The sequence below is a fragment of the Streptomyces sp. NRRL S-31 genome, assembly GCF_000718775.1.
In the GTDB taxonomy this organism is placed as follows: Bacteria; Actinomycetota; Actinomycetes; order Streptomycetales; family Streptomycetaceae; genus Streptomyces.
Genome location: NZ_JOCB01000016.1, coordinates 50,055 through 69,278, shown reverse-complemented (window position 1 = coordinate 69,278; position 19,224 = coordinate 50,055). Strand labels below are relative to the sequence as shown.

The 19,224-nt window shown below is 71.7% G+C and carries 14 protein-coding genes and 1 pseudogene; 6 read left to right on the top strand and 9 right to left on the bottom strand.

Features of this window, described 5'->3' with window-relative positions; genetic code table 11:
* Positions 1-136 precede the first annotated feature (136 nt).
* A complete protein-coding gene (locus IF37_RS0109460; protein ID WP_030739205.1) occupies positions 137-1,087 on the bottom strand; it encodes an SDR family NAD(P)-dependent oxidoreductase in 951 nt (316 codons plus the stop codon).
* A 369-nt stretch (positions 1,088-1,456) separates the two neighbouring features.
* Between IF37_RS0109460 and IF37_RS0109455 the strand changes: the two genes are divergently transcribed.
* Positions 1,457-5,284: a S8 family peptidase gene (locus IF37_RS0109455; protein WP_030739202.1), complete on the top strand. Its 3,828-nt coding sequence runs from the start codon at positions 1,457-1,459 to the stop codon at positions 5,282-5,284.
* A gap of 219 nt (positions 5,285-5,503) precedes the next feature.
* On the opposite strand, the gene IF37_RS0109445 is transcribed toward IF37_RS0109455, so the two are convergent.
* Together IF37_RS0109445 and IF37_RS45620 are read right to left on the bottom strand one after the other, a co-directional pair.
* Positions 5,504-6,508 carry a LuxR family transcriptional regulator gene (locus IF37_RS0109445; protein ID WP_030739199.1) on the bottom strand — a complete coding sequence of 335 codons (1,005 nt, stop codon included), beginning with the start codon at positions 6,506-6,508 and terminating at the stop codon, positions 5,504-5,506.
* A gap of 80 nt (positions 6,509-6,588) precedes the next feature.
* A pseudogene (locus tag IF37_RS45620) lies at positions 6,589-6,729 on the bottom strand (MarR family transcriptional regulator); the annotation flags it as partial.
* 29 nt (positions 6,730-6,758) lie between these two features.
* On the opposite strand from IF37_RS45620, the gene IF37_RS0109440 reads away from it, so the two are divergent.
* The 3 genes from IF37_RS0109440 (at position 6,759) to IF37_RS0109430 (ending at position 9,357) form a co-directional block, all read left to right on the top strand.
* On the top strand, positions 6,759-7,619 hold the full coding sequence (locus IF37_RS0109440; RefSeq protein WP_052845064.1) for an alpha/beta fold hydrolase: 861 nt from the start codon (positions 6,759-6,761) through the stop codon (positions 7,617-7,619).
* Positions 7,620-7,723: 104 nt separating this feature from the next.
* A complete protein-coding gene (locus tag IF37_RS0109435) occupies positions 7,724-8,539 on the top strand; it encodes a class I SAM-dependent methyltransferase (protein ID WP_037856105.1) in 816 nt (271 codons plus the stop codon).
* A gap of 284 nt (positions 8,540-8,823) precedes the next feature.
* Complete coding sequence (locus tag IF37_RS0109430; protein WP_030739191.1) at positions 8,824-9,357, top strand: GNAT family N-acetyltransferase; 534 nt, start codon at positions 8,824-8,826, stop codon at positions 9,355-9,357.
* Between the two features lie 196 nt (positions 9,358-9,553).
* On the opposite strand, the gene IF37_RS0109425 is transcribed toward IF37_RS0109430, so the two are convergent.
* Positions 9,554-9,991 carry an Lrp/AsnC family transcriptional regulator gene (locus IF37_RS0109425; protein WP_030739188.1) on the bottom strand — a complete coding sequence of 146 codons (438 nt, stop codon included), beginning with the start codon at positions 9,989-9,991 and terminating at the stop codon, positions 9,554-9,556.
* Between the two features lie 191 nt (positions 9,992-10,182).
* Between IF37_RS0109425 and IF37_RS0109420 the strand changes: the two genes are divergently transcribed.
* Positions 10,183-11,436: an ArgE/DapE family deacylase gene (locus IF37_RS0109420; protein ID WP_030739184.1), complete on the top strand. Its 1,254-nt coding sequence runs from the start codon at positions 10,183-10,185 to the stop codon at positions 11,434-11,436.
* Between the two features lie 125 nt (positions 11,437-11,561).
* Positions 11,562-12,923 (top strand): cytochrome P450, encoded by a 1,362-nt coding sequence (locus IF37_RS0109415; protein WP_030739181.1) that lies wholly within the window; start codon positions 11,562-11,564, stop codon positions 12,921-12,923.
* 57 nt (positions 12,924-12,980) lie between these two features.
* Here IF37_RS0109415 and IF37_RS0109410 read toward each other — a convergent pair whose 3' ends face one another.
* From IF37_RS0109410 to IF37_RS40760, 5 genes are read right to left on the bottom strand one after another with little or no spacing between them, the layout of a single operon-like run.
* Positions 12,981-14,408 (bottom strand): FAD-binding oxidoreductase, encoded by a 1,428-nt coding sequence (locus tag IF37_RS0109410; protein ID WP_052845060.1) that lies wholly within the window; start codon positions 14,406-14,408, stop codon positions 12,981-12,983.
* Positions 14,405-15,343: a D-isomer specific 2-hydroxyacid dehydrogenase family protein gene (locus IF37_RS0109405; RefSeq protein WP_030739176.1), complete on the bottom strand. Its 939-nt coding sequence runs from the start codon at positions 15,341-15,343 to the stop codon at positions 14,405-14,407. Before IF37_RS0109405 ends, IF37_RS0109410 begins: the two co-directional genes overlap by 4 nt.
* Entirely contained in the window at positions 15,340-16,464 is a 1,125-nt protein-coding gene (locus tag IF37_RS0109400) for a pyridoxal phosphate-dependent aminotransferase (RefSeq protein WP_158727316.1), read from the bottom strand. The genes IF37_RS0109405 and IF37_RS0109400 overlap by 4 nt, the downstream gene beginning before the upstream one ends.
* A 14-nt stretch (positions 16,465-16,478) precedes the next feature.
* Positions 16,479-17,783, bottom strand: a complete 1,305-nt coding sequence (glyA, locus tag IF37_RS0109395) for a serine hydroxymethyltransferase (protein WP_052845059.1) — start codon at positions 17,781-17,783, stop codon at positions 16,479-16,481.
* Positions 17,776-19,218: a phenylacetate--CoA ligase family protein gene (locus IF37_RS40760; RefSeq protein ID WP_052845058.1), complete on the bottom strand. Its 1,443-nt coding sequence runs from the start codon at positions 19,216-19,218 to the stop codon at positions 17,776-17,778. The genes glyA and IF37_RS40760 overlap by 8 nt, the downstream gene beginning before the upstream one ends.
* Positions 19,219-19,224 lie beyond the last annotated feature (6 nt).

Genomic DNA, 19,224 nt, shown 5'->3' with positions numbered 1-19,224 from the left:
CCGCTGATGTCGCGGGGACGGAGCCGGTGGCACGTTCCCGTCATCCGCGGTCAGCCCAACTTCAGCACATCCGGCTCGCGCCTCGGCATCGCCAGAGCAGACACGCGAGCCGGGCGCCACCGGTGTGGCTGCGCGTCTACCGGAAGCCGAGGTGCGGATCCGTACCGACCAGTTCCGCGCTGGCGGCCCACAGGCGGGCGGCGACGGCCGGGTCGGCCATGTGGGAGGGGACGGGCTCGCGTCTCGGTGTGCCCCGCAGTCCGAAGACCCGCGGCCCCCACAACTGACCTCCCCGCACCTGCGGGTCGAGGACGGCACGGACGACGGGCCATGCTCCGGCGTCCTTGCCCTGCACCAGGACCGCGGAGGGCAAGGCGCGCAGCCGCTCGCCCGGGGTCGTCACACGTATCGGAGGACGGGACGGGGTGAGGGAGTCCAGTGCGCCGCCGGGATGGGCCACCACACTGAGCACCGTGCTGCCGACGGCACGCAGCCGGCGATCGAGTTCGAAGCCGAAGCACATCTGCGCCAGCTTCGATCGGCCGTAGGTGCGCTTGGGCCGGTAGTCCCGCGTCGACTGGAGATCGCCGAGGTCCAGTCTCTCGGACCGCGCCGCGAAGCTTCCCACCGTGACGACGCGGGCCGCCGGCGCCGCGGACAACAGGGGGGCCAGCCATCGGGTCAGCGCGAAGTGACCGAGGTGGTTGGTCGCGAACATCAGCTCGTGGCCCTCCCCGGTCACCCGCCGCGGCGGGTCGTCGAGCGCGATACCCGCGTTGTGGACCACGGCGTCGAGACGATCGAGGTCCAGCCTGTCCACGGCCGTCTTCAAGGACGACAGGTCGGCGAGGTCCAGTGGCAGGTACCGCACACGCGCTCCGGGGACGCGCGAGCGGATCGATGCCTGGGCGGCTTCGGCCCTCGCGCGGTCCCGGCTGCCGAGTACGACGACGGCGCCGGTGGCGGCCAGCTGCTCCGCGGTGAAGTAGCCGATCCCGGCATTTCCCCCGGTGACCAGGAAGGTCCTTCCCTCGGCAGACGGCAGCCGGTGGACGTCCCACGGTCGGCTCTTCGATGCGGAAGACACGATGACAGGCTCCTTGCGCTTCGGGACAGCGTGCTCAGGACGAGCACCGACCCGCCAAAGGTCACAGCCTCCACCGACATACCGCCGACATACCTCCGACATACCGCCGACAGATCACGATCACCGCCGACAGATGTCGGACACCGGAAGGCGGAGCAGGATTCCCCTGGTGAGCCCGCCACGGCCTGGTGGCAACACCGCGCCGTGGGCGGCCTGTGCCATGGCCCGCGCGGTCTCATGTGGTCGGCGTCGTGTCGCCGTTGGGACATGTCGCAGCTGTGACAGCTCATGCCGGTGACAGGCCGCGCCCTCTCACCGAATGATTTCGGACAGTTGTGATCTTCAGCTGTTCGAAAGGTGTTTTCCCTGATGGCAAAGATCCGCCTCACGGCGGCGATATCGACAGGACTGGTCCTGCTGGCCGGTGTCGTGCCGGCCACCGCCGCGGCGCGGACGGCGGGCACCGGCGCCGTCACCCCTCCCGCGGCCGTGCCGGGGGCCCGCTCCACGACCGTACGGCTGGTCACCGGTGACCAGGTGACCGTGACGTCGCTGCCCGGCGGACGCCGCACCGCGTCGGTGCGGCCCGGGCCCGGCCGCGAGCGCATCCCCTTCGAGACGTTCGAAGAGGACGACAAGTCGCTGACCGTGCTTCCGCGGGACGCCGAGGCCCTGGTGTCCGCCGGCGCACTGGACCGCCGGCTGTTCGACGTGACCGGCCTGATCTCCCAGGGCTACGACGAGGCGCACACCTCCGCGCTTCCGCTGATCGTCTCCGCGGAGCCGTCCGGGGCGGGCGCCCGGGTCACCGCCGAGGCGGCACGGGCCGCCGCGGCCACCGCCGACCGGCTCGTCGCGCTGGACGCGCCGGGAAGTCCGTCCCGGGACCTGCCGAGCATCCACGCACGGTCGGTCCGGGTCGACGCTCGACGGCTGGGGACCTTCTGGAAGACGTTGAACCCGGGCGGCGGGGGCGCCGCCCGGGCCGCGGTGACTCCCCGGGTGTCGCTCGACGGCAGGATGCGGGCCGTGCTGGACCGCAGCACCGCGCAGATCAACGCCCCCACCGCCTGGAAGGCGGGTGACGAGGGCCAGGGAGTCAAGGTGGCCGTGCTCGACACGGGTGTCGACGCGAACCATCCCGATCTGGCCGGTCGCATCGCGGAGGCCGAGGACTTCTCCCACAGCTCCAACACGGGCGACCACTTCGGTCACGGTACGCACGTCGCCTCGATCGTCGGCGGCAGCGGCGCCGCGTCGGGCGGGACCCGCCGGGGCGTGGCACCCCGGGCCGACCTCCTGATCGGCAAGGTCCTGGGCGACGACGGCTACGGGACCGAGTCGGCCGTCATCGACGGCATGGAATGGGCGACGCGCGAGCACGCCAGGGTCGTCAACATGAGCCTGGGATCGGGCTCCCCGTCCGACGGCACCGACCCGATCAGCCAGGCGGTCGACTCCCTGACCGCGTCCGGCGGCGCCCTCTTCGTCGTCGCGGCCGGCAACGAGGGGGAGACGGGTCCCTCCAGTGTCAGCTCGCCTGGTGCGGCCGACGCGGCGCTGACCGTGGGTGCCGTCGACCGCGACGACTCGCTCGCCCCGTTCTCCAGCCGCGGCCCGCGCCCGGGTGACGGCGCGGTCAAACCCGACGTGACCGCCCCCGGGGTCGGCATCGTCGCGGCCCGGGCGTCCGGCACCACCCTGGGCGACCCGGTCGACGCCCACTACATCGCGCTGTCGGGGACCTCCATGGCCACCCCGCACGTCGCCGGTGCCGCCGCGCTCCTCGCCCAGCGGCACCCGGACTGGGACGCCCGGCAGCTCAAGGACGCGCTGATCAGCACCGCGCACACCGTGCCCGGCACCCAGGCGACCGAGCAGGGCGGCGGCCGCGTCGACGTGGCCGCGGCCCTCGGTCCCGTCACGGCCAGCGGTTCCCTCGCCCTCGCCCCGCTGCGCACCGACGGCTCGGGCGGACGGCAGCGGGCGGCCACCGTCCGCTACACCAACTCCGGCGACCGTGCGCTCACGCTGTCCCTGTCCCTCGGCCTGGCCACCGAGTCCGGGCGCGCGCTCCCGGACGGGGTCGTCGGTCTCGGCTCCGGCACCGTGCACCTGGCGGCCGGGGCCACGGTCGAGGTGCCGCTGAGCACCGACGCCCGGCACGCGGTCCGCGGCGCCTACTACGGATACCTCACCGCGAAGTCCGCGGACGGCGCCGTGGTCGCCCACACCACCGTCTCCCTCGCGGTGCACGCCCCGCTACACCGGCTGACCGTGCTGTACCGCGGTCGTGACGGCAAGGTGGATCCGGACTCGCTGCCCACGATCTGGGGCCCCGACGGGTTCGTGGACTACGCGGACCGGCAGGCCCACGTCGCGCTCGTGGAGGAGGGCACGTACTACGTCGGTTCGAACTTCCGGGACGAGACGGATCACGGCGGCGAGGCGGGCACCGTCGTCGCTCCCGAGGTCAAGGTAACCGGGGACCGGACGGTGACGCTGAACGCCGCCCAGGCCACCGAGGTGCACATCCGCACACCGCGTCCCGCCGAGCAGCACGGCATCCTCAGCACCACCGTGTACCGCCGGATCGACGGTCGCGGGCTGATCCAGGGAGTCATGTACTTCGACGACGTCGAGCGTCTCTACGTCACCCCGACCTCCCAGGTGACCGACGGCGCCTTCGAGTTCTCCTCGCGCTGGCAGCTGGTGGCCCCGCAGCTGCGGGGCGAGGTCTCCGGCGGCTCCGGGGAGTTCGTCCCGTACTACGGTGCCGACTCCCCCGTCTTCCCGGACCGCGGGACGAAGCTGACCGCCGTGGACGCGGGCGTCGCGTCGGCGCCCGACTTCCGCCGCGCGCGCGGGAAGCTCGCCGTCGTACGGTTCGACTTCTCCGTCACCGAGCGGGAACTCGCCCGGTCCGCCGCGAAGGCGGGGGCCGGGGCGCTGCTGATGGTGTGGCCGCGGGAGCAGGGCAGCGCCTGGACTCGGTGGCAGCCGACGGGCGACCGGTCGGCTCTGCCCAGCATGCGAGTCTCCTGGAAGGACGGCGCCGCCCTGCTGGCACGCGTCGCGAAGGGCGCCACGACGGTGACGTTCTCCGGCACGGTGCGCAGCCCGTACCTGTACGACGTGATGCAGGTGTCGAAGGGCTTCGTCCCCAGGCGGGTGGTGCACACCGTCTCGGAGCGGGAGAGCGCCGTGGTGCGCAGCACGTACACCCGCACGGGCGACTCGCTCTGGGCCAGCGAGCAGCGTTTCGGCTGGCGTCCGTACCAGGGGACCGCCTGGAACCAGTACAGCCGCTACGTCCCGGTGGGCCGGGAACGCGTCGAGTACGTGACCGGCGGGGACACGCTGTGGAACCACGTCGTGCACCACGACGTCGTCGACGTCCCCGACCTGCCGCTGACGGCCGGCATGCGGAACGCGCCGCGCGCCTACCGGCCCGGAGAGCACACGACGGAGCGATGGTTCGCGGCGCCGGTCCGTCCCTCCGTTCCCCGGGGCTGGACCCAGCCGTCGGTGCGCCACGGCGACACCCTGTCCGTGTACGTGCCTGAGTTCACCGATTCCGACGCCGGCCACTGGTCGTTCGCGGAGAAGGCCGGCTTCGGCACCGGCCGGGCGGCCACGGCCGACGACGTGGCGCGGGCGGTGCTGTACCGGAACGAGGAACAAATCGCGGTCTCCGACGACGGCGCGTGGGGCGACTTCGAGGTGGCCCCGGGGCCGGCCCGGTTCCGGCTGGACCTGACGACCGCCCGCGTCTCGGACGACTGGCGCCTCGGCGTGGGCACGCAGACCTCGTGGACGTTCCGCTCGGACACCACGGCCGACGCGGTCCCGCTGTCGCTGCTTCAGCTCGACTACGCCGTACCGGTCGACGCGCAGGGTGCCGTGAGCCGGGCACGCGCGCACGCCCTGGACCTCACCGTCCGCGCGCAGGACGGCATGGCCGCCCCGCGCGGCGTGCGGCTGAAGGCCGAGGCGTCGTACGACGACGGGAAGACGTGGACCACGGCGCGCACGACGCGGCGCGGTGACGGCCGGCGCTTCACGGCCACCGTGGAACGGCCGTCGAACGTGCGCGGCGACGCCTATGTGACGCTCCGCGTGACCGCCACGGACTCCGCCGGCGACAGCGTGCGGCAGACGGTGGAGCGGGCGTACCTGCATCGCGGCGCCGCGTGAGGCGCGAACGGGGCTGACGCGTCGGCGCGTTCACCGGGCGCGGCGGGCCGGGGCTCCCGGAAAGGGCGGCCCGGCGCCCGCCGCGCGCGGCGACGACGCGGCGAGGCGGCGAGGCCGCGGGGCGGGACTCGTTCGGCGACGAGCACGTGCTCATGCACCTCGTGTGCGGGGGCGCGTGTGTCCCGACCGACGGGCGTGCCGGACCGCCGGGCGTGCTGTTCACAGCCAGCCGCGCCGGGACGCCTGCCACGCGAGTTGCATACGGGTCACCGCGCCGACGCGCTCCATCATGGCCTGGATACGGCGCTGGACGGTCCGGCGGCTCAGCCCCATCTGCGAGGCGATCGCCTTGTCGGCGACTCCCGCCACGAGCAGCGACAGCAGCTTGCGGTCGGTGGCCGGGAGCGTGTCCGCCGGGCCCGCTCCGTCGTCACCGGCCGGCATGCCGTCGCCGTCGATGTCCAGGGGGACGGCGTCTTGCCAGTAGCACTCGAAGAGGGCGATCAGGGCCGCGAGCAGATTGCTGTCCCTGACCAGTGCCGTGGTCGGCTCCTCCGGGCTGCCGTGCGGCCCGCCGGCCACGAGCGGGAAGACGGCGACGGCGCGGTCGGCGACGGCCAGGCGCAGGGGCAGGTGCGGTACGGCACGAGCCACCTCGCCGGCCCGCACACCCGCCACCACGTTCTCCAGGGCGCCTTCGTCGTCGAAGAACGCCTTCTCGTACAGCACCCGGTACCGGACGCCCCGGGCCAGCGCCTCGTACTCCTCGGCGTTGCTGCCCGACGGCATGGCCACGTACTGGGCCTTGCAGAACCACAGCATCTCGTGGCGTGCGCCCGACTGGATCTGCCGGAGCTGCTGGCGAAGGGCCTCCGCCCCGGTGATCACCTCAAGCAGCTGGCCGGCGTCGTGCCGGCGCATCGTCTCCCGGTAGGACTCGACGAGCCGTGCCGCCTCGGACCGGGCCAGATCCAGCGCGTCGGCGCTGCGCTTCAGGCGGGGCAGCAGCGCCGCCTCCGGCGAAGCGGGGCGGTACACCCTGGGTGTGCCGTCCGTGTGGGTGACGAGGCCCTTGGCGACCAGCGAGTCCAGGACGCGACCGGTCTCCGCGTCGGTCAGGAGGGCCCGCTGGGCGATGTCCCCCTGGGTGGCCAGGCCGGACGCGACGAGCATCCGGTAGAGGGATTCCTCCTCGGGCGAGACTCCGGCAGCCTCCAGCGCCACAGACGCCTCCCGGAGCCTTGGAACCCAACGGTTGAACAGCGTACTACGACGGGAGTTCACGGCCCTCGTGCTGGGCGGTTCGCCTGTTCCACCTTGCGGTGCACTCGCCGGTGCAGCGGCCCCACCAGCACGGATATCTCCGTCAGCCGGTCGGCGGGCTCGTCGGGCGGCAGTGGGGTGGCGGCGGCTGTCGCTTCCTGAGGATGACACTTGGTTGCCAACTTTCCACGATGATGACACCTTGGTTGTCATGCTTGTCTCCGCCGAGCACCCCGAGATGCTTTCGTTCGTGACCTCTGACGGCTCCCTCGCCTATCGCGACAGCGGCGAGGGGCCTCCGCTGGTGCTGCTCCATGCCGGGTTCTTCGATCACAGCATGTGGGACGCCCAGATAGGGGCATTCGCCCCGCGCTACCGGGTCATCGCACCGGACGCCCGCGGACACGGCGCCTCCTCGAACGCGACCCGGCCGTTTCGTCCGGCCGACGATCTGGCAGCGCTGCTGCGCCGTCTCGATGTCGGGCCGGCGGTGCTCGTCGGGGTCTCGATGGGCGGGGGTACCGCGGTCGACGCCGCGCTGGAGTATCCCGAACTGGTCCGCGCCGTGGTCGTCAGCGGTGTGGGGACGAGCGAACCGTACTTCGAGGATCCCTGGAGTCTGGAGGTCCTCGGGGAGCAGAACGAGGCACTGGCGGCCGGCGACATCGAGGGCTGGCTGAACGGGCACGTGCGCTTCGCGGCAGGCCCGCACCGCTCGCTCGGTGATGTCGATACGGACGTCGCGAACCGCCTGCGCGCGATGGCGTTCCGGACGATCTCCAAGCACACGGCCGGCGAACCAGACCATCGCGTGCCGGTTCCGCGGACCTGGCAGCGTGCGGCGTCCATCGACGTCCCTGTTCTGGCGATAAACGGTGCCCTCGACGTGAGCGACCACATTGCGATGGCTGAGCGCCTGGTCCACGCGGTACCCGACGGCCGCGCGGTGTCCGTGGAGAACACCGCGCACTTCCCCAACATGGAGCAGCCGACCGAGTTCAACGCCCTTCTGGCGAGGTTCCTCGACACCCTCCCGAATCGGGGTCCGATGTGCGTCGAAGAACAGAACTGACCCGTCGAGCCTCCCGGCCCGGTGGAGCGGCCGGGTGACCATTGGTCTCCGCCTAATAGGCTGGCGTGGTGACTGAGGAGCGGGAGCGGGTGCGGCCGTCGGGAGTGTGGGCCACGGCGTTGGGGGTGGCCAGGGTGCGGGCGCTGGAGACCGAGCGGGAGAACGCGCTGTTCCGCGACCCACTGGCACAGGCCTTCGCCGCAGCCGGCGGTCTATGGCCCTCCTCTCCGCCGTTGCCCGATGACGAGGCCGCGCGACGCCGCCGGCTCGCCGTTTCCTACTCCATCGTCATCAGGACGAAGTTCCTCGACGACCTGTTGCGGCAGGCCTCCGCGTCCGGGGTCCGGCAGGTCGTGCTGCTCGGCGCCGGCATGGACAGCCGGGCCTTCCGGATGGACTGGCCCGAGGGCACCCGGCTGTTCGAGGTCGACACCGCCGCCCCACTGGACTTCAAGGCTGCGGTGCTGCGTCAGGAGCGGGCCGTCCCACGCTGCGAGCGGATCACCGTCGCGGTGGATCTGCGTGAGGACTGGCCGGCCGCGCTGACCGCCGCAGGGCACGACCCCGCCGTACCGACCGTGTGGATCGCCGAAGGACTGCTGATCTATCTGCCCGAGGACGCGGTGGAGCTGCTGCTGGCCCGGATCGGCGCGCAGTCGGCGGCAGGCAGTCGGATGGGGCTGACATTGGGCTCGCGCGGCGTGATCGAGCGCTTCGGCGCGGATGCCGCGCCGGGATCGGCGGCGTCCATGTGGGTCTCGGAGATGCCCGACGATCCGGTGGGCTGGCTGGCCGGGTACGGCTGGGAGGCCGAAAGTCACACCCTGCGCGAGCGCGCTGCCGCCTACGGCCGCCCGATCAGCACCCCGCCGCAAGCCGAGGAACGGCCCGGCGGCCTGATCTCGGCGGTCCGCCGGTAGAGCGCCTCCCGGTTTCCCGGATGATCGATTCCGGCAGGGGCTGACGGCCCGTGATCCCCGCGGTGTGCCCACCGCATGAGACATGCGCCAGGGGGTGGGCCGACTGGCGAGTGGCAGGTCCGCTGAGCGGCCGATCCCTCGGGCCCGGGCGAGGGTGGTGTCCTGGCGGCGCGGCGGACGCGGGTCCGCTTGACCGCATGTCCCGCACCTCGCCTCTCGTAGCACGCGGCCGACCGGCCGGAGCAGATTGCGGATGAGGCGCGTTCCTTCGGCAGAATGGGCGAATGATCGAGATTTTCACACCCCGTCTCCTCCTCCGTGGCTGGCACGACGGCGACCTCGCGCCGATGGCGGAGATCAACGCGGACCCTCGGGTCATGCGATGGATCGACGACGGCTCGGTGCACGACCTGGACCAGACGGCCGAGGCCATCGAGCGTTGGGAGGAGGAGTGGGACGAGGAGGGCTTCGGGCTCTTCGCCGTCGAGTTGCTGGCCTCGGGCGAGCTGATCGGCTTCACGGGACTGTCCGTGCCCGAGTTCCTGCCGGAGGTGATGCCCGCCGTGGCGATCAGCTGGCGACTGGGATCACAGTTCTGGGGCCAGGGATACGCGTCCGAAGCCGCGCACGCCACACTGGAGTTCGCCCTCCAGGACCGCGGCGTGGACCGCGTCATCAGCATCCATCAGGTGGGGGACGACGCCTCCGAGAACGTCATCCGCAAGCTCGGCATGGTGCCCGAGCTTGAGACGACACATCCGGTGTACGGCTATCCGCTGCGCGTTCACGCCATCGATCTCACCGAGTTCCAGGCGTGAACCGGGCGAGCCGTCGATCACCACGGAACAACCGACCGCTGTCCCTGCGTCCCTTTCGCTGATGGGGTGGTTGAGGAACTCGATGCGCTGCATGACTGTCATCCTGCCCCCGCCTGCATAGACGTCGTCGGGGGCTGGACCGCCCTCCTGCTCGGCGCGGCCGGCCAGCCCCGCGCCGCGCTGGCCGAGGCTCGCGTCACAGGCGGGGCCGGTTCAGCAGTCTGGAGAGCACGATGGCGCTCTCGGTCCGTTCGACAGGGGCGGTGGCGCGCACACGTTGAATGGCCTGTTCCAGGTGGGGGATGTCCCTGGCGAGCATGTGGACGACCGCGTCGGCGGCGCCCGAGACGGTACAGGCTTCGACGACCTCGGGTATGTCCTCCAGGGCGTGACGCAGTTCGGCGGGGGTGGGGTTGCCGGTGCAGTAGACCTCGACGAATGCCTCGGTGTGCCAGGCCAGTGCCTGAGGATCGACGAGAGCGGTGAAGCCGCGGATCGCGCCGGTGGCCACCAGGCGGTCGAGACGCCGCTTGGCGGCGGGCGCGGACAACCCGGCCGCCTGGCCGATCTGTGCGTACGTGGCGCGGGCGTTGCGCAGCACACAGCGGATGATCGCTTCGTCGATGGCGTCCATGACGTCACTCCAGAGGTCAGAGAGGCGGTGGGCGCGCAAGAAACATCCACAGGCCCGCCGAGATCGCAAGAAAACGGTGCCGCTCAACAGCAATTGGCGATTGCTTGCGTCGCTCGCCGAACATAGTCTCCGGCTTGTCCTGACGTCATGTGCCGGGGAGCAGCGTTGTGGTGACGGCAAGCCTGAGCAATGTGGAAGCGTCCGCCTTGGCCGCGGTCGACGAGTCGGCCATCGCCCGGTTGTTGCTGGAACTCGTCGCTGTTCCGAGCGTGACGGGCAGCGCCGCGGAGTCCGAACTCCAGCATGTCCTGGCCCGGCATCTGGAGCGGATGGACCTCGACGTCGACCTGTGGTCCATGGACCTGCCCGAACTGCGTGCGCATCCCGGCTTTCCGGGCTGCGAGGCCCCGCGCACGGAGGCGTGGGGGCTCGTGGGCGGCACTCGGCACCTCGGGGACGGGCCGAGCCTGGTCCTCCAGGGGCACGTCGACGTGGTCCCTCCCGGGGACTTGGCGCAGTGGGAGGGTGACCCGTTCCGTCCGCGGGTCGTCGGGGACGCGGTACACGCCCGCGGAACGTGCGACATGAAGGCGGGCGTGGTGGCGATACTCGCCGCCCTGGCCGCGATACGGGAGTCGGGTGCACGGCTGCGCGGCCGGGTGTCCGCGCACTTCGTCGTCAGCGAGGAGGACGGAGGACTCGGAGCGTTCGGCACCCTCCGGCGCGGCCACACCGCCGACGCCTGCATCATCGCCGAACCGACCGGCGGCGCGCTGATGACCGCGAACGCGGGCGCCCTGACCTTCCGCATCGAAGTGCCCGGCCGTGCCACCCACGGCAGCACCAGGTACGCGGGGGTGAGCGCCATCGACGTCTATCTGCCCGTCCACCGCGCGCTCGCCCGTCTGGAGGCCCGCCGCAACGCCGACACCGACCCGCTCATGTCCGAATACCCCATCCCCTACCCGCTGTCCGTCGGCACCGTCCACTCCGGCGACTGGGCCAGCAGCGTGCCCGATCTGCTGGTGGCCGAGGGACGACTGGGCGTCCGGCTGGGCGAGGATCCGGCACGGGCACGCGCCGAACTGGAGGCGTGCGTGGCCGAAGCCTGCGCGGCCGACCCCTGGCTGCGCTCCCACCCTGCCACGGTGACGTGGTCCGGCGGCCAGTTCGCCAGCGGACGTCTGCCGGCCGGGCACCCGCTCGCGGCCCTGGTCGGCGACGCGCACGCCGATGTCACCGGCGGCCCGCGACCCGGTGAGCGAGGCGCCCCTTACGGCAGTGACCTGCGTCTGTACTCCGGGGCGGGGATCGCCACGTTGCAGTACGGCCCCGGCGACGTACGCCTCGCACACAGCCCCCAGGAACAGGTCCGCGTGAGTGAGATCGTCACCGTCGCCCGGGCCCTGGTGCTCGCCACACTGCGCGGTGTCGGCACCGAGTAGTACCGGCGGCCGGGGCTACCGGGCCGAGCGGGCGGGCAGAACCATAGGGGGCTCGGGCGCGTTTACCACGCATGCCGGTACCTCCGTCGGCCGAGCCGCCGGCCCGTTCGCCCGAAGGGACGCCGATGAGCACCTCCGTCACCCACCCCGCCCCGCCGGTCGCTCCCGGCCGGATGCCCGTGATCGGTCATGCCCTCCCCCTGCTGCGCCGCCCCCTGGAGTTCCTCGACACCCTGACCGCCTACGACGGTCTGGTGGCCGTCCACCTCGGGCCCAGACCGTCCTACGTCCTGGCCGCCCCGGAGCTGGTCCACCGCGTGCTGGTCACCGACGCGGCCCGGTACGCCAAGGGCCGTTCCTTCGAGAAGCTCCACGACTACCTCGGCCAGGGCCTGGCCACGTCCGAGGGCTCCTTCCACCTCCGCCAGCGGCGATTGATGCAGCCGGCCTTCCACAGCCGCCAGATCGCCGCGTACGCCCGCACCATGGCGCGGATCGCCGACGAGCGGGCCTCTTCCTGGCGGCCCGGTCAAGTCCTCGACGTCACGCGCGAGATGCACGACCTCTCCCTGTCCGTGGTCACCGCGACCCTGTTCTCCACCGCGCTGGACGACAGTCTGAGCGCCGACATCCACCACGCCATGCCCATCGTGCTGCGCGGCATGTACACCCGGGTCCTGGACCCCATCGACCTGTGGCACCGGCTCCCGACCCCGGGCAACCGGCGGCTCGCGGAGGCCCACCGGCGCCTGCGCCGCGCCATCGACCACCTCATCCGCACCCGGCGCGAGGAGCCCCGGACCGACGAGCCGGACCTGCTGTCGATGCTCCTCGCGTCCCAGGACGGCGCCGACGGCGGGGCCATGACCGACCAACAGGTCCACGACGAGGTCATCACGCTGCTGGTCGCCGGCACCGAGACCGCCGCCGGCGGCCTGGCCTGGCTCTTCCACGAGCTCGGGCGGAACCCGGACGTGGACCGCGAACTCCATCGGGAAGTCCGGCACCTGGCCGCAGGCTCCCCGGCACCCGGGGAACCGGCCCGGCTCCCGTACACCCGCCGCGTGCTCGACGAGGCCCTGCGCATGCGCAACCCCGGGGGCATGACCATCCGGCGGGCGATCACCGACGTCGAACTGGGCGGCCACCGCTTCCCCGCCGGGACCGAGTTCATCTTCAGCGCCCTGGTCCTGCACCGGAACCCGCGTCTGTTCCCCGATCCCCTCCGCTTCGACCCGGACCGCTGGCTGCCCGACCGGCCGCCCGTCCCGCGCGGCGCGTTCGTCCCGTTCGGCGCGGGAAGCCACCTGTGCGTCGGGGAGCCCTACGCACGCATGGAGATGACGGTGGTGACCGCAGCCGTGGTCAGCCGATGGCGGCTGGACCCCGTGCCCGGAGCACGGGTACGGGGCGTCATGACCTCGACCAACAACCCCGCCGGCCTGCTGATGCGCGCCCTGCCCCGAGAGGAGTCCGGGCCCGCCTGACGCGGTGTGGGCGGCACGCCGCTGCCGGCGACGGGGGCGGTGGTGGCGGTGCGCCGGTCAATCGGCGGCGGAGCGGAGGCCGTGCTCGGCCGCCACGCGGGTCCGGGGTCCGCGGCTCTCGGCGAGCCCGGCCCGGTGGCCTCGTGCGAACAGGCGGCCCGGGTCGTACGTCTCCTCCAGCCGTCGGAGGGCGTCGGAGAGCCTCCGGTCGCCGCCGGACAGGCTCGCGTGGGAGTCGGACGCGTCGGAGTAGTTGGAGTACGCCCGCACGCCGTCGTGCCCGGACCGCAGCCGCTCGGCCCAGGTGCGCCCCCAGTGGACGTGTGTGTCGTCCTCCGCCCGGTCCGGCCACCTCGCCGACAGCAGGACGCCCATCCGTGACTCCCGCAGGGGGTAGGCGGATCCGTCGGCGTGGGCGTGCAGGGTGTCGGTGTTGAAGTACTCGAGGAGTACCGAGCACCTGGCGGTGGGCGCGGCGCGGAGCGCGCCGGTGATCAGGTCGGGGTCGAAGGCCAGGCGGGTGGAGTGGGTGGACTTCCAGTACCCGCGCAGGGGCGGCAGGAAGGACGAGTCGAAGTGTGCCTGCCAGTGCGGGTATTCCCGCTCCACGACGTCCGACCAGTCACCCCCGGTCGCCTTCCTGAGCCGGGCCGTTTCCAGGGCCGTCTCCCGGGCGTCGCCGTGGCAGCACAGGTCGACGGAGAGTTCGGGCACGCCGTCGCGGTGCACGAGGGCCGGGGCGAGCGTCAGTGAGGTGGGTGTGCGTTCCTCCAGCAGTCCATGGATCCGGTGGAGCACGTCGGCCGCCCGGTCCAGCGGGAAGCGTACGGAACCGGCGGTGATCCGGGGCAGCGGGAGGGTCCGGAAGCGCAGTTCCAGGATGACCCCGAAGGCCCCGGCCCCGCCGCCGCGCAGCGCGTGGAAGAGGTCGGGATGGTGGTCGCGCGACACTTCCAGGATCCGGCCGTCGGCGAGCAGCACGCGGGCACCGCTCAGGTGATCGCAGGTCAGTCCGTGACCGGCCACCAGCCATCCGATCCCGCCGCCCAGGGTGAGTCCGGTGATCCCGGTGTCGCTGACCGTGCCCGAGGGAACGCAGCGGCCGTACGCGGCGAGCCGTGCGTCGAGGTCGCCGAGGCGCGCTCCGGGCCGTACCCGGGCGGTCCGGGTGTCCGGGTCGTAGGCGACGTCCCGGAACACCGAGAAGTCGATCACCAGGCCGCCGTCGACGGTCGAGAACCCGCCGATGTGATGGCCGCCGCCGCGCACCGCGACGGGGACGCCGAGCGCGGCCGCGCCGGTGAGGGCCTTGCGCAGCACGGCCTCGTCGAGGCTGCGCAGGATCGCGGCGGGCCGGTGGTCGTGCATCCGGTTGTACACCTGCCGGGCCGCTTCGTACCGCGGTGACGACGGCAGGACCAGGCAGCCGTCCGGCACGAAGGTTCTCAGCCGTTCGACCAGGGCCCGGGCCGCCTCGCCGCTCATGGCGCCTCCTCGTCGAGGACGGCGAGCAGGTTGTCGACGGCCGCGTTCTCCATCCGGCTCCAGGACGTCGCGGAGGACGCGGCGATATGGCTGGTGACGAAGAGCGAGGTGCCGTGCAGACGCAGCAGTCCGTGGGGGTCGTCAGCCGGGTCCGGGACGGGTTCCCGGTAGTAGCCGTCCAGCGCGGCGCCGGTCAGGGCGCCCGTCTCCAGGGCGCGGCGCAGGGCGTCGGGGTCGATCACCCGGGGGTCGGCGGTGCTGACGAGGTAACGCGGTGTGGGCCCGGTGCCGAGGAGCCGGTCGTCCACCAGGTGCGTCGTCTCCTCGTTCAGAGAGCAGCAGACGAACACCGTGGTGCTGCGTGTGAACAGTTCCGTCAGGCCGACGCGGGTCAGTCCGAGCGCCTTCTCGTCCCGCTCCTTGCGGGTACGGGAGTGGTGGAGGACCTGGCAGGAGAACCCGCGCACCAGCATCCCGGCCAGTGCCGCGCCGGTCGCGCCGAGGCCCAGGATGCCGACCGTCGCCCCGGTGAGTTCGGTGGAGGTCCGGGACGGCCGCTCGCGGTCGTGCAGGTCGGGAAGGGCCCGGCGCATCAGGCCGACGGCCAGTCCGAGGGCGAACTCCGCGACCGCGACGCCGTTGACCCCTGGTGTGGTGAGGACTCGCACCCCTGTGTCGCGCGCCGCGTCGAGGTCGACGAACGAGCCGGCGCCGGTGCCCATGAAGGAGACGCAGCCGAGGGAGGGCGCTGACTCCAGGACGGCCCTCGACAGCTTCTCGTCACCACCGAGGAGGTAGTGGTCGGCGTCCCGGACGCGCCGGCACAGCTCCTGTTCCGTGGGCGGCGCGTCCACGTGGTCGACGACGATGCCCCGCCGACGGCAGTACTCGGCGAGTCGTTCGGGGACGGACCGGCCGGACACCACGATCTTCACCGGCGCACCGCCTTGTCGAAGTACTCGGCCATGAGGGCGAGTCCGCGCTCGAACTCGCCGTCCGGTTTCATGAGGCTGACCCGCACGTTGCGGGTGCTGTCCGCGGCGTTCGGGTTGTCCCAGAAGAACCCGCGTCCGGGCAGCACGCCCACTCCGTGGCCGCGCAGTTCCCGTACGACGGTCCGGTCGTCGAGGCCGGTGCCCGCCGTGGACAGCCACTCCACGCTGATGCGGCTCGACCGGGCCTCCCGCTCGACGAGGTCCTCGCCCAGCGCCTGCCGCAGCCGGGTGCGCCGCCGCGCGACGAGGGAGTGGACGGACCGGTGGAGGCCGGTGACACGTGCTTCCTCGAAGAAGTCCCCGAGGACCCGCAGGGTGAACTTGGAGACGCAGAGGTAGATCTCGTTGTAGATCTCCCGCAGCGGGGCGCGGTGCTCGGCCGAACAGGACAGGAGGCTGGCCTTCATGTCCTGGGTCGGGAAGATCTTGCCGGTGTCCTCGAAGACGATGTACGAGGCGCCGAGATCCTGGAGCACGCGGTAGGCGTCCCAGGTCTGCGGGTGGAACAGCCGGAAGCTGGCGTCGATGACGATCGTGACGGCGTGCTCGACGCACCCGCGCACGAGTGCGGTGAAGACCTCCTCGGACAGGTTGGTGCCGGTGGGGTTGTTCGGGTTCACCAGGAACAGGACGTCCGTGCCGGGGAGTCTGCGGGCGAGGGACTCGCCGTCGGAGATCTCCCGTTCGGAGACGGGGGACGGGTCCGCGCCGCGCCGGCGCAGGATCAGGGCGAGATTGTCGAAGGTGGGACGGGTCAGCAGGACGCGTTTGCCGGTGAGGGTCAGATACGCGGCGACGAGGTCGATCGAGTTCGACGCGGTCGGCAGGATCAGATGCCCGGGGGCCGCCCGGAGTCCGGCCGACCCGATCAGTTCCGCGTACCGGTCGATGTAGCGCCGCTCCGATTCGGGGATCGACTCCGCCTCGGACTTCCGCCAGGCGTTGCCGAGCCGGTCGACGATCACCTCCTGGCCGGCGGTGAGCCCCTGGTAGGCGTGGCCGTCCGCGAGGTTCGCCTCGGTGAGGAAACCTATCTGCTCGTAGTCCGTGAGTGTCTTCACGTATTGGTCCCCCATCAGTTCGCCGCCGGGACGAATTCCGTCATGCCGCGCACATCGCCCGGCCGGTGCCGGCCGGTCAGCTCGCGGAACGCGGCGGCACACGTGTCGCGGTCCCGGCCCGAGAGCGCGTGCACCACCAGTTCGCCCAGTTCCTCCGCGTCCTCGGTGGTGTAGCCGCAGGAGGAGAGCCAGGCCGTGCCCAGCCGCAGTCCGCCGGCGTCCCTGAACCGGTCGGAGGGGTCGTGCGGCAGCGACTGGCGGTTGGTGAGCACGCCCAGCTCCTCCAGCAGCGCCTCCGCGCCGCGCCCGTCGTGCCCGAAGACCCGTCGGGTGTCCAGCAGCAGGTAGTGCTTGTCGGTGCCGCCGCCGACGACGGCCCGTGCGTCGTGCGCCAGCAGGCGCCGACCGAGCGCCCGGGCCAGCGCGACGCTGCGGCCCGCGTACTCGGCGAAGGCGGCCGTCCGGCTCTCCAGGAGCGCCGTCGCCGCGTCGGTGAGCCTGCGGATGGGGAAGCTCGACTGGGTGCCGGGGTGGACCGCGGCGTCCATGCGGTCGGCCAGCTCGGCACGGCACAGCAGGGCGGCTCCGTGCGGTCCTCTGAGCGTCTTGTCGAGCGACATCGTCACCACGTCGGCGGCCCGCAGGTCGCACGCGAAGGCGCCGCCCGCGATCAGCCCCGCCTCGTGTGACAGGTCGAGGTGCAGATACGCGCCGACCTCGTCGCAGAGGGAACGCAGTTCGTCCAGGTCGTAGCTCCACGGGTACGACGACGAACCGCAGATGACCAGTCGGGGGCGGAACTCCTTCGCGGTGCGGCGTGCCTCCTCGTAGTCGATGCGTCCGTCCGGCCCGACCCCGTAGAACCCGAACGCGTAGTCACGGCCGGAGAAGTTCGCCCGCATGCCGTGCGTGAGGTGCCCGCCCGCGCGGAACCGCAGGGCGAGCACGCGGTCTCCGGGCCGCAGCAGGCCCTGGTAGACGGCCTGGTTCGCCTGGCTGCACGAATGGGACTGGAGAATCGCGTGATCCGTTCCGAAGACCTCGCACGCGATCTCCGCGGCGACGCGCTCCAGTTCGTTGTGCAGGGCCGCGCCGGCGAAGGGCCGCTTGCCGACGATTCCCTCCTGGATCATGTCGCCCGCGTAGGGCAGCGAGCGGGCCCGCCACCCCGGCACCGCGTTGTCACTGGCGATCAGATTGATGACGGAGCGTTCGTACGCCTCCTGTCGGGCGCCGAGTTCGAAGAGTTCGGTCCGGAACCTCGCCCACTTGTCCGGCGCCCCGGCCGTGTGGAGGGCGTCGCCGTCCGTGTCAGTCACGCGTCCAAGCCCCCTCGGCGTAGATGAGGCGCCGTTTCCCGGAGACGAACGTGTCGAAGGCGCCGACGTGGACGACGTCGACCCGCATGTCCTCGTGGATGAACAGCGACGAGAGCTCGCGGACGAATTCGGTGAGGAGCGCGTTGTCCGTGGTGTCCTTGCGCGGGTCCGACAACTGGAGGCGCACTTCGATGCGGTCCGGTGCCACCTGCACGATCTGGTATTGCAGTACGTTCGACTCCTCGACGACCAGGGTCCGGTCGCACAGGCCTAGAACGGCGTCGGCCGGCACCGTTCGGCTCCGTCCGTCGCGCAGTTTCTCGTCCTCGCGGCCCCGGAACGCGTCGATCATCCGGAAGCGGGAACCGCACCCGCAGGTGGCGTCGGGGTTCGCGAGGCGGACGATGTCCCCCTGGTCGTAGCGGATGAACGGCATGAACGCGTTGCCGAGCGAGGTGCCGACCATGTGCCCGAACCCGGTCCCGTCGGCCTGGGCGACCTCCATGTACGCGCTGTCCTCGACGAGGTGGTAGTGGCGCTCCCGGCACTCGTAGGCGATGAGCGAGAACTCCTCCGAGGAGTACTCGTCGAGCACCGGGACCCGGAAGATCCGGGAGTACTTCTCCCGCTCCTCCCGGCTGCTGCGCTCCGAGTTGGTGATGATCGTCTCCACGCCGAGCGCGTCGAGTGCGACGTTCTCCTCCGCGAGCCGCTGGAGATAGCTCGGGAAGCAGAGCATGACCTGGGGGCGGACCTGGGCCAGGTTCTCCAGGAGGACGTCGGTGGGGCACTCCTGGGCGACGGTGACGTAGGGGTAGGCGCCCAGCAGCGAGGTGAGCCGCTCGGCGGCGAAGTACACCTGGTAGCGCCAGTCGTCCGGCTTCAGGGCGCGGCCGAGGGCGAGTTCGGCGTGGCGCATGTTCAGCAGCACCCGGTAGTCGGTGCTCGCGTTGTCCTGGAGGATCGTCAGGTTGAGTCCGCTGGAGCCGGAGGTGCGGGCCGAGTGGACGGTCCGTGTCCCGGCCGCCTTCCTCGTCTCCTCGCTCACGCCCGCCTCGACGAGCATGCGTTTGTCGACGACGGGCAGCTGCTCGAAGTCGGACCAGGTGACGATGTCCCCCGGTTCGAACCCGACGGCCGCGTACAGTTCCCGGTAGAACGGGACCGTCGCGTAGGCCCCGTCGACGAGGGCGCGCAGCCGGTCGAGCTGCCAGGTCCGGATCTCGCTCGGGTGCATGCGGGGACGTGCGCGCAGCCGGGAGTTCTCCAGCTCCCATTTGCGTTTGATGCGTAATTGCTGCCTCGGCGTTTCCGGTACCAGCCGGTCACTCCTGCGGATGTACGCGGCGATCCTGTCGTCCGTCGTGATGTCGCTCTCGACGTCACGTATGTCGGTACCGATGTCGGCCAGGTCCGAGAATTTCGGGTTCGGCATGTGCGT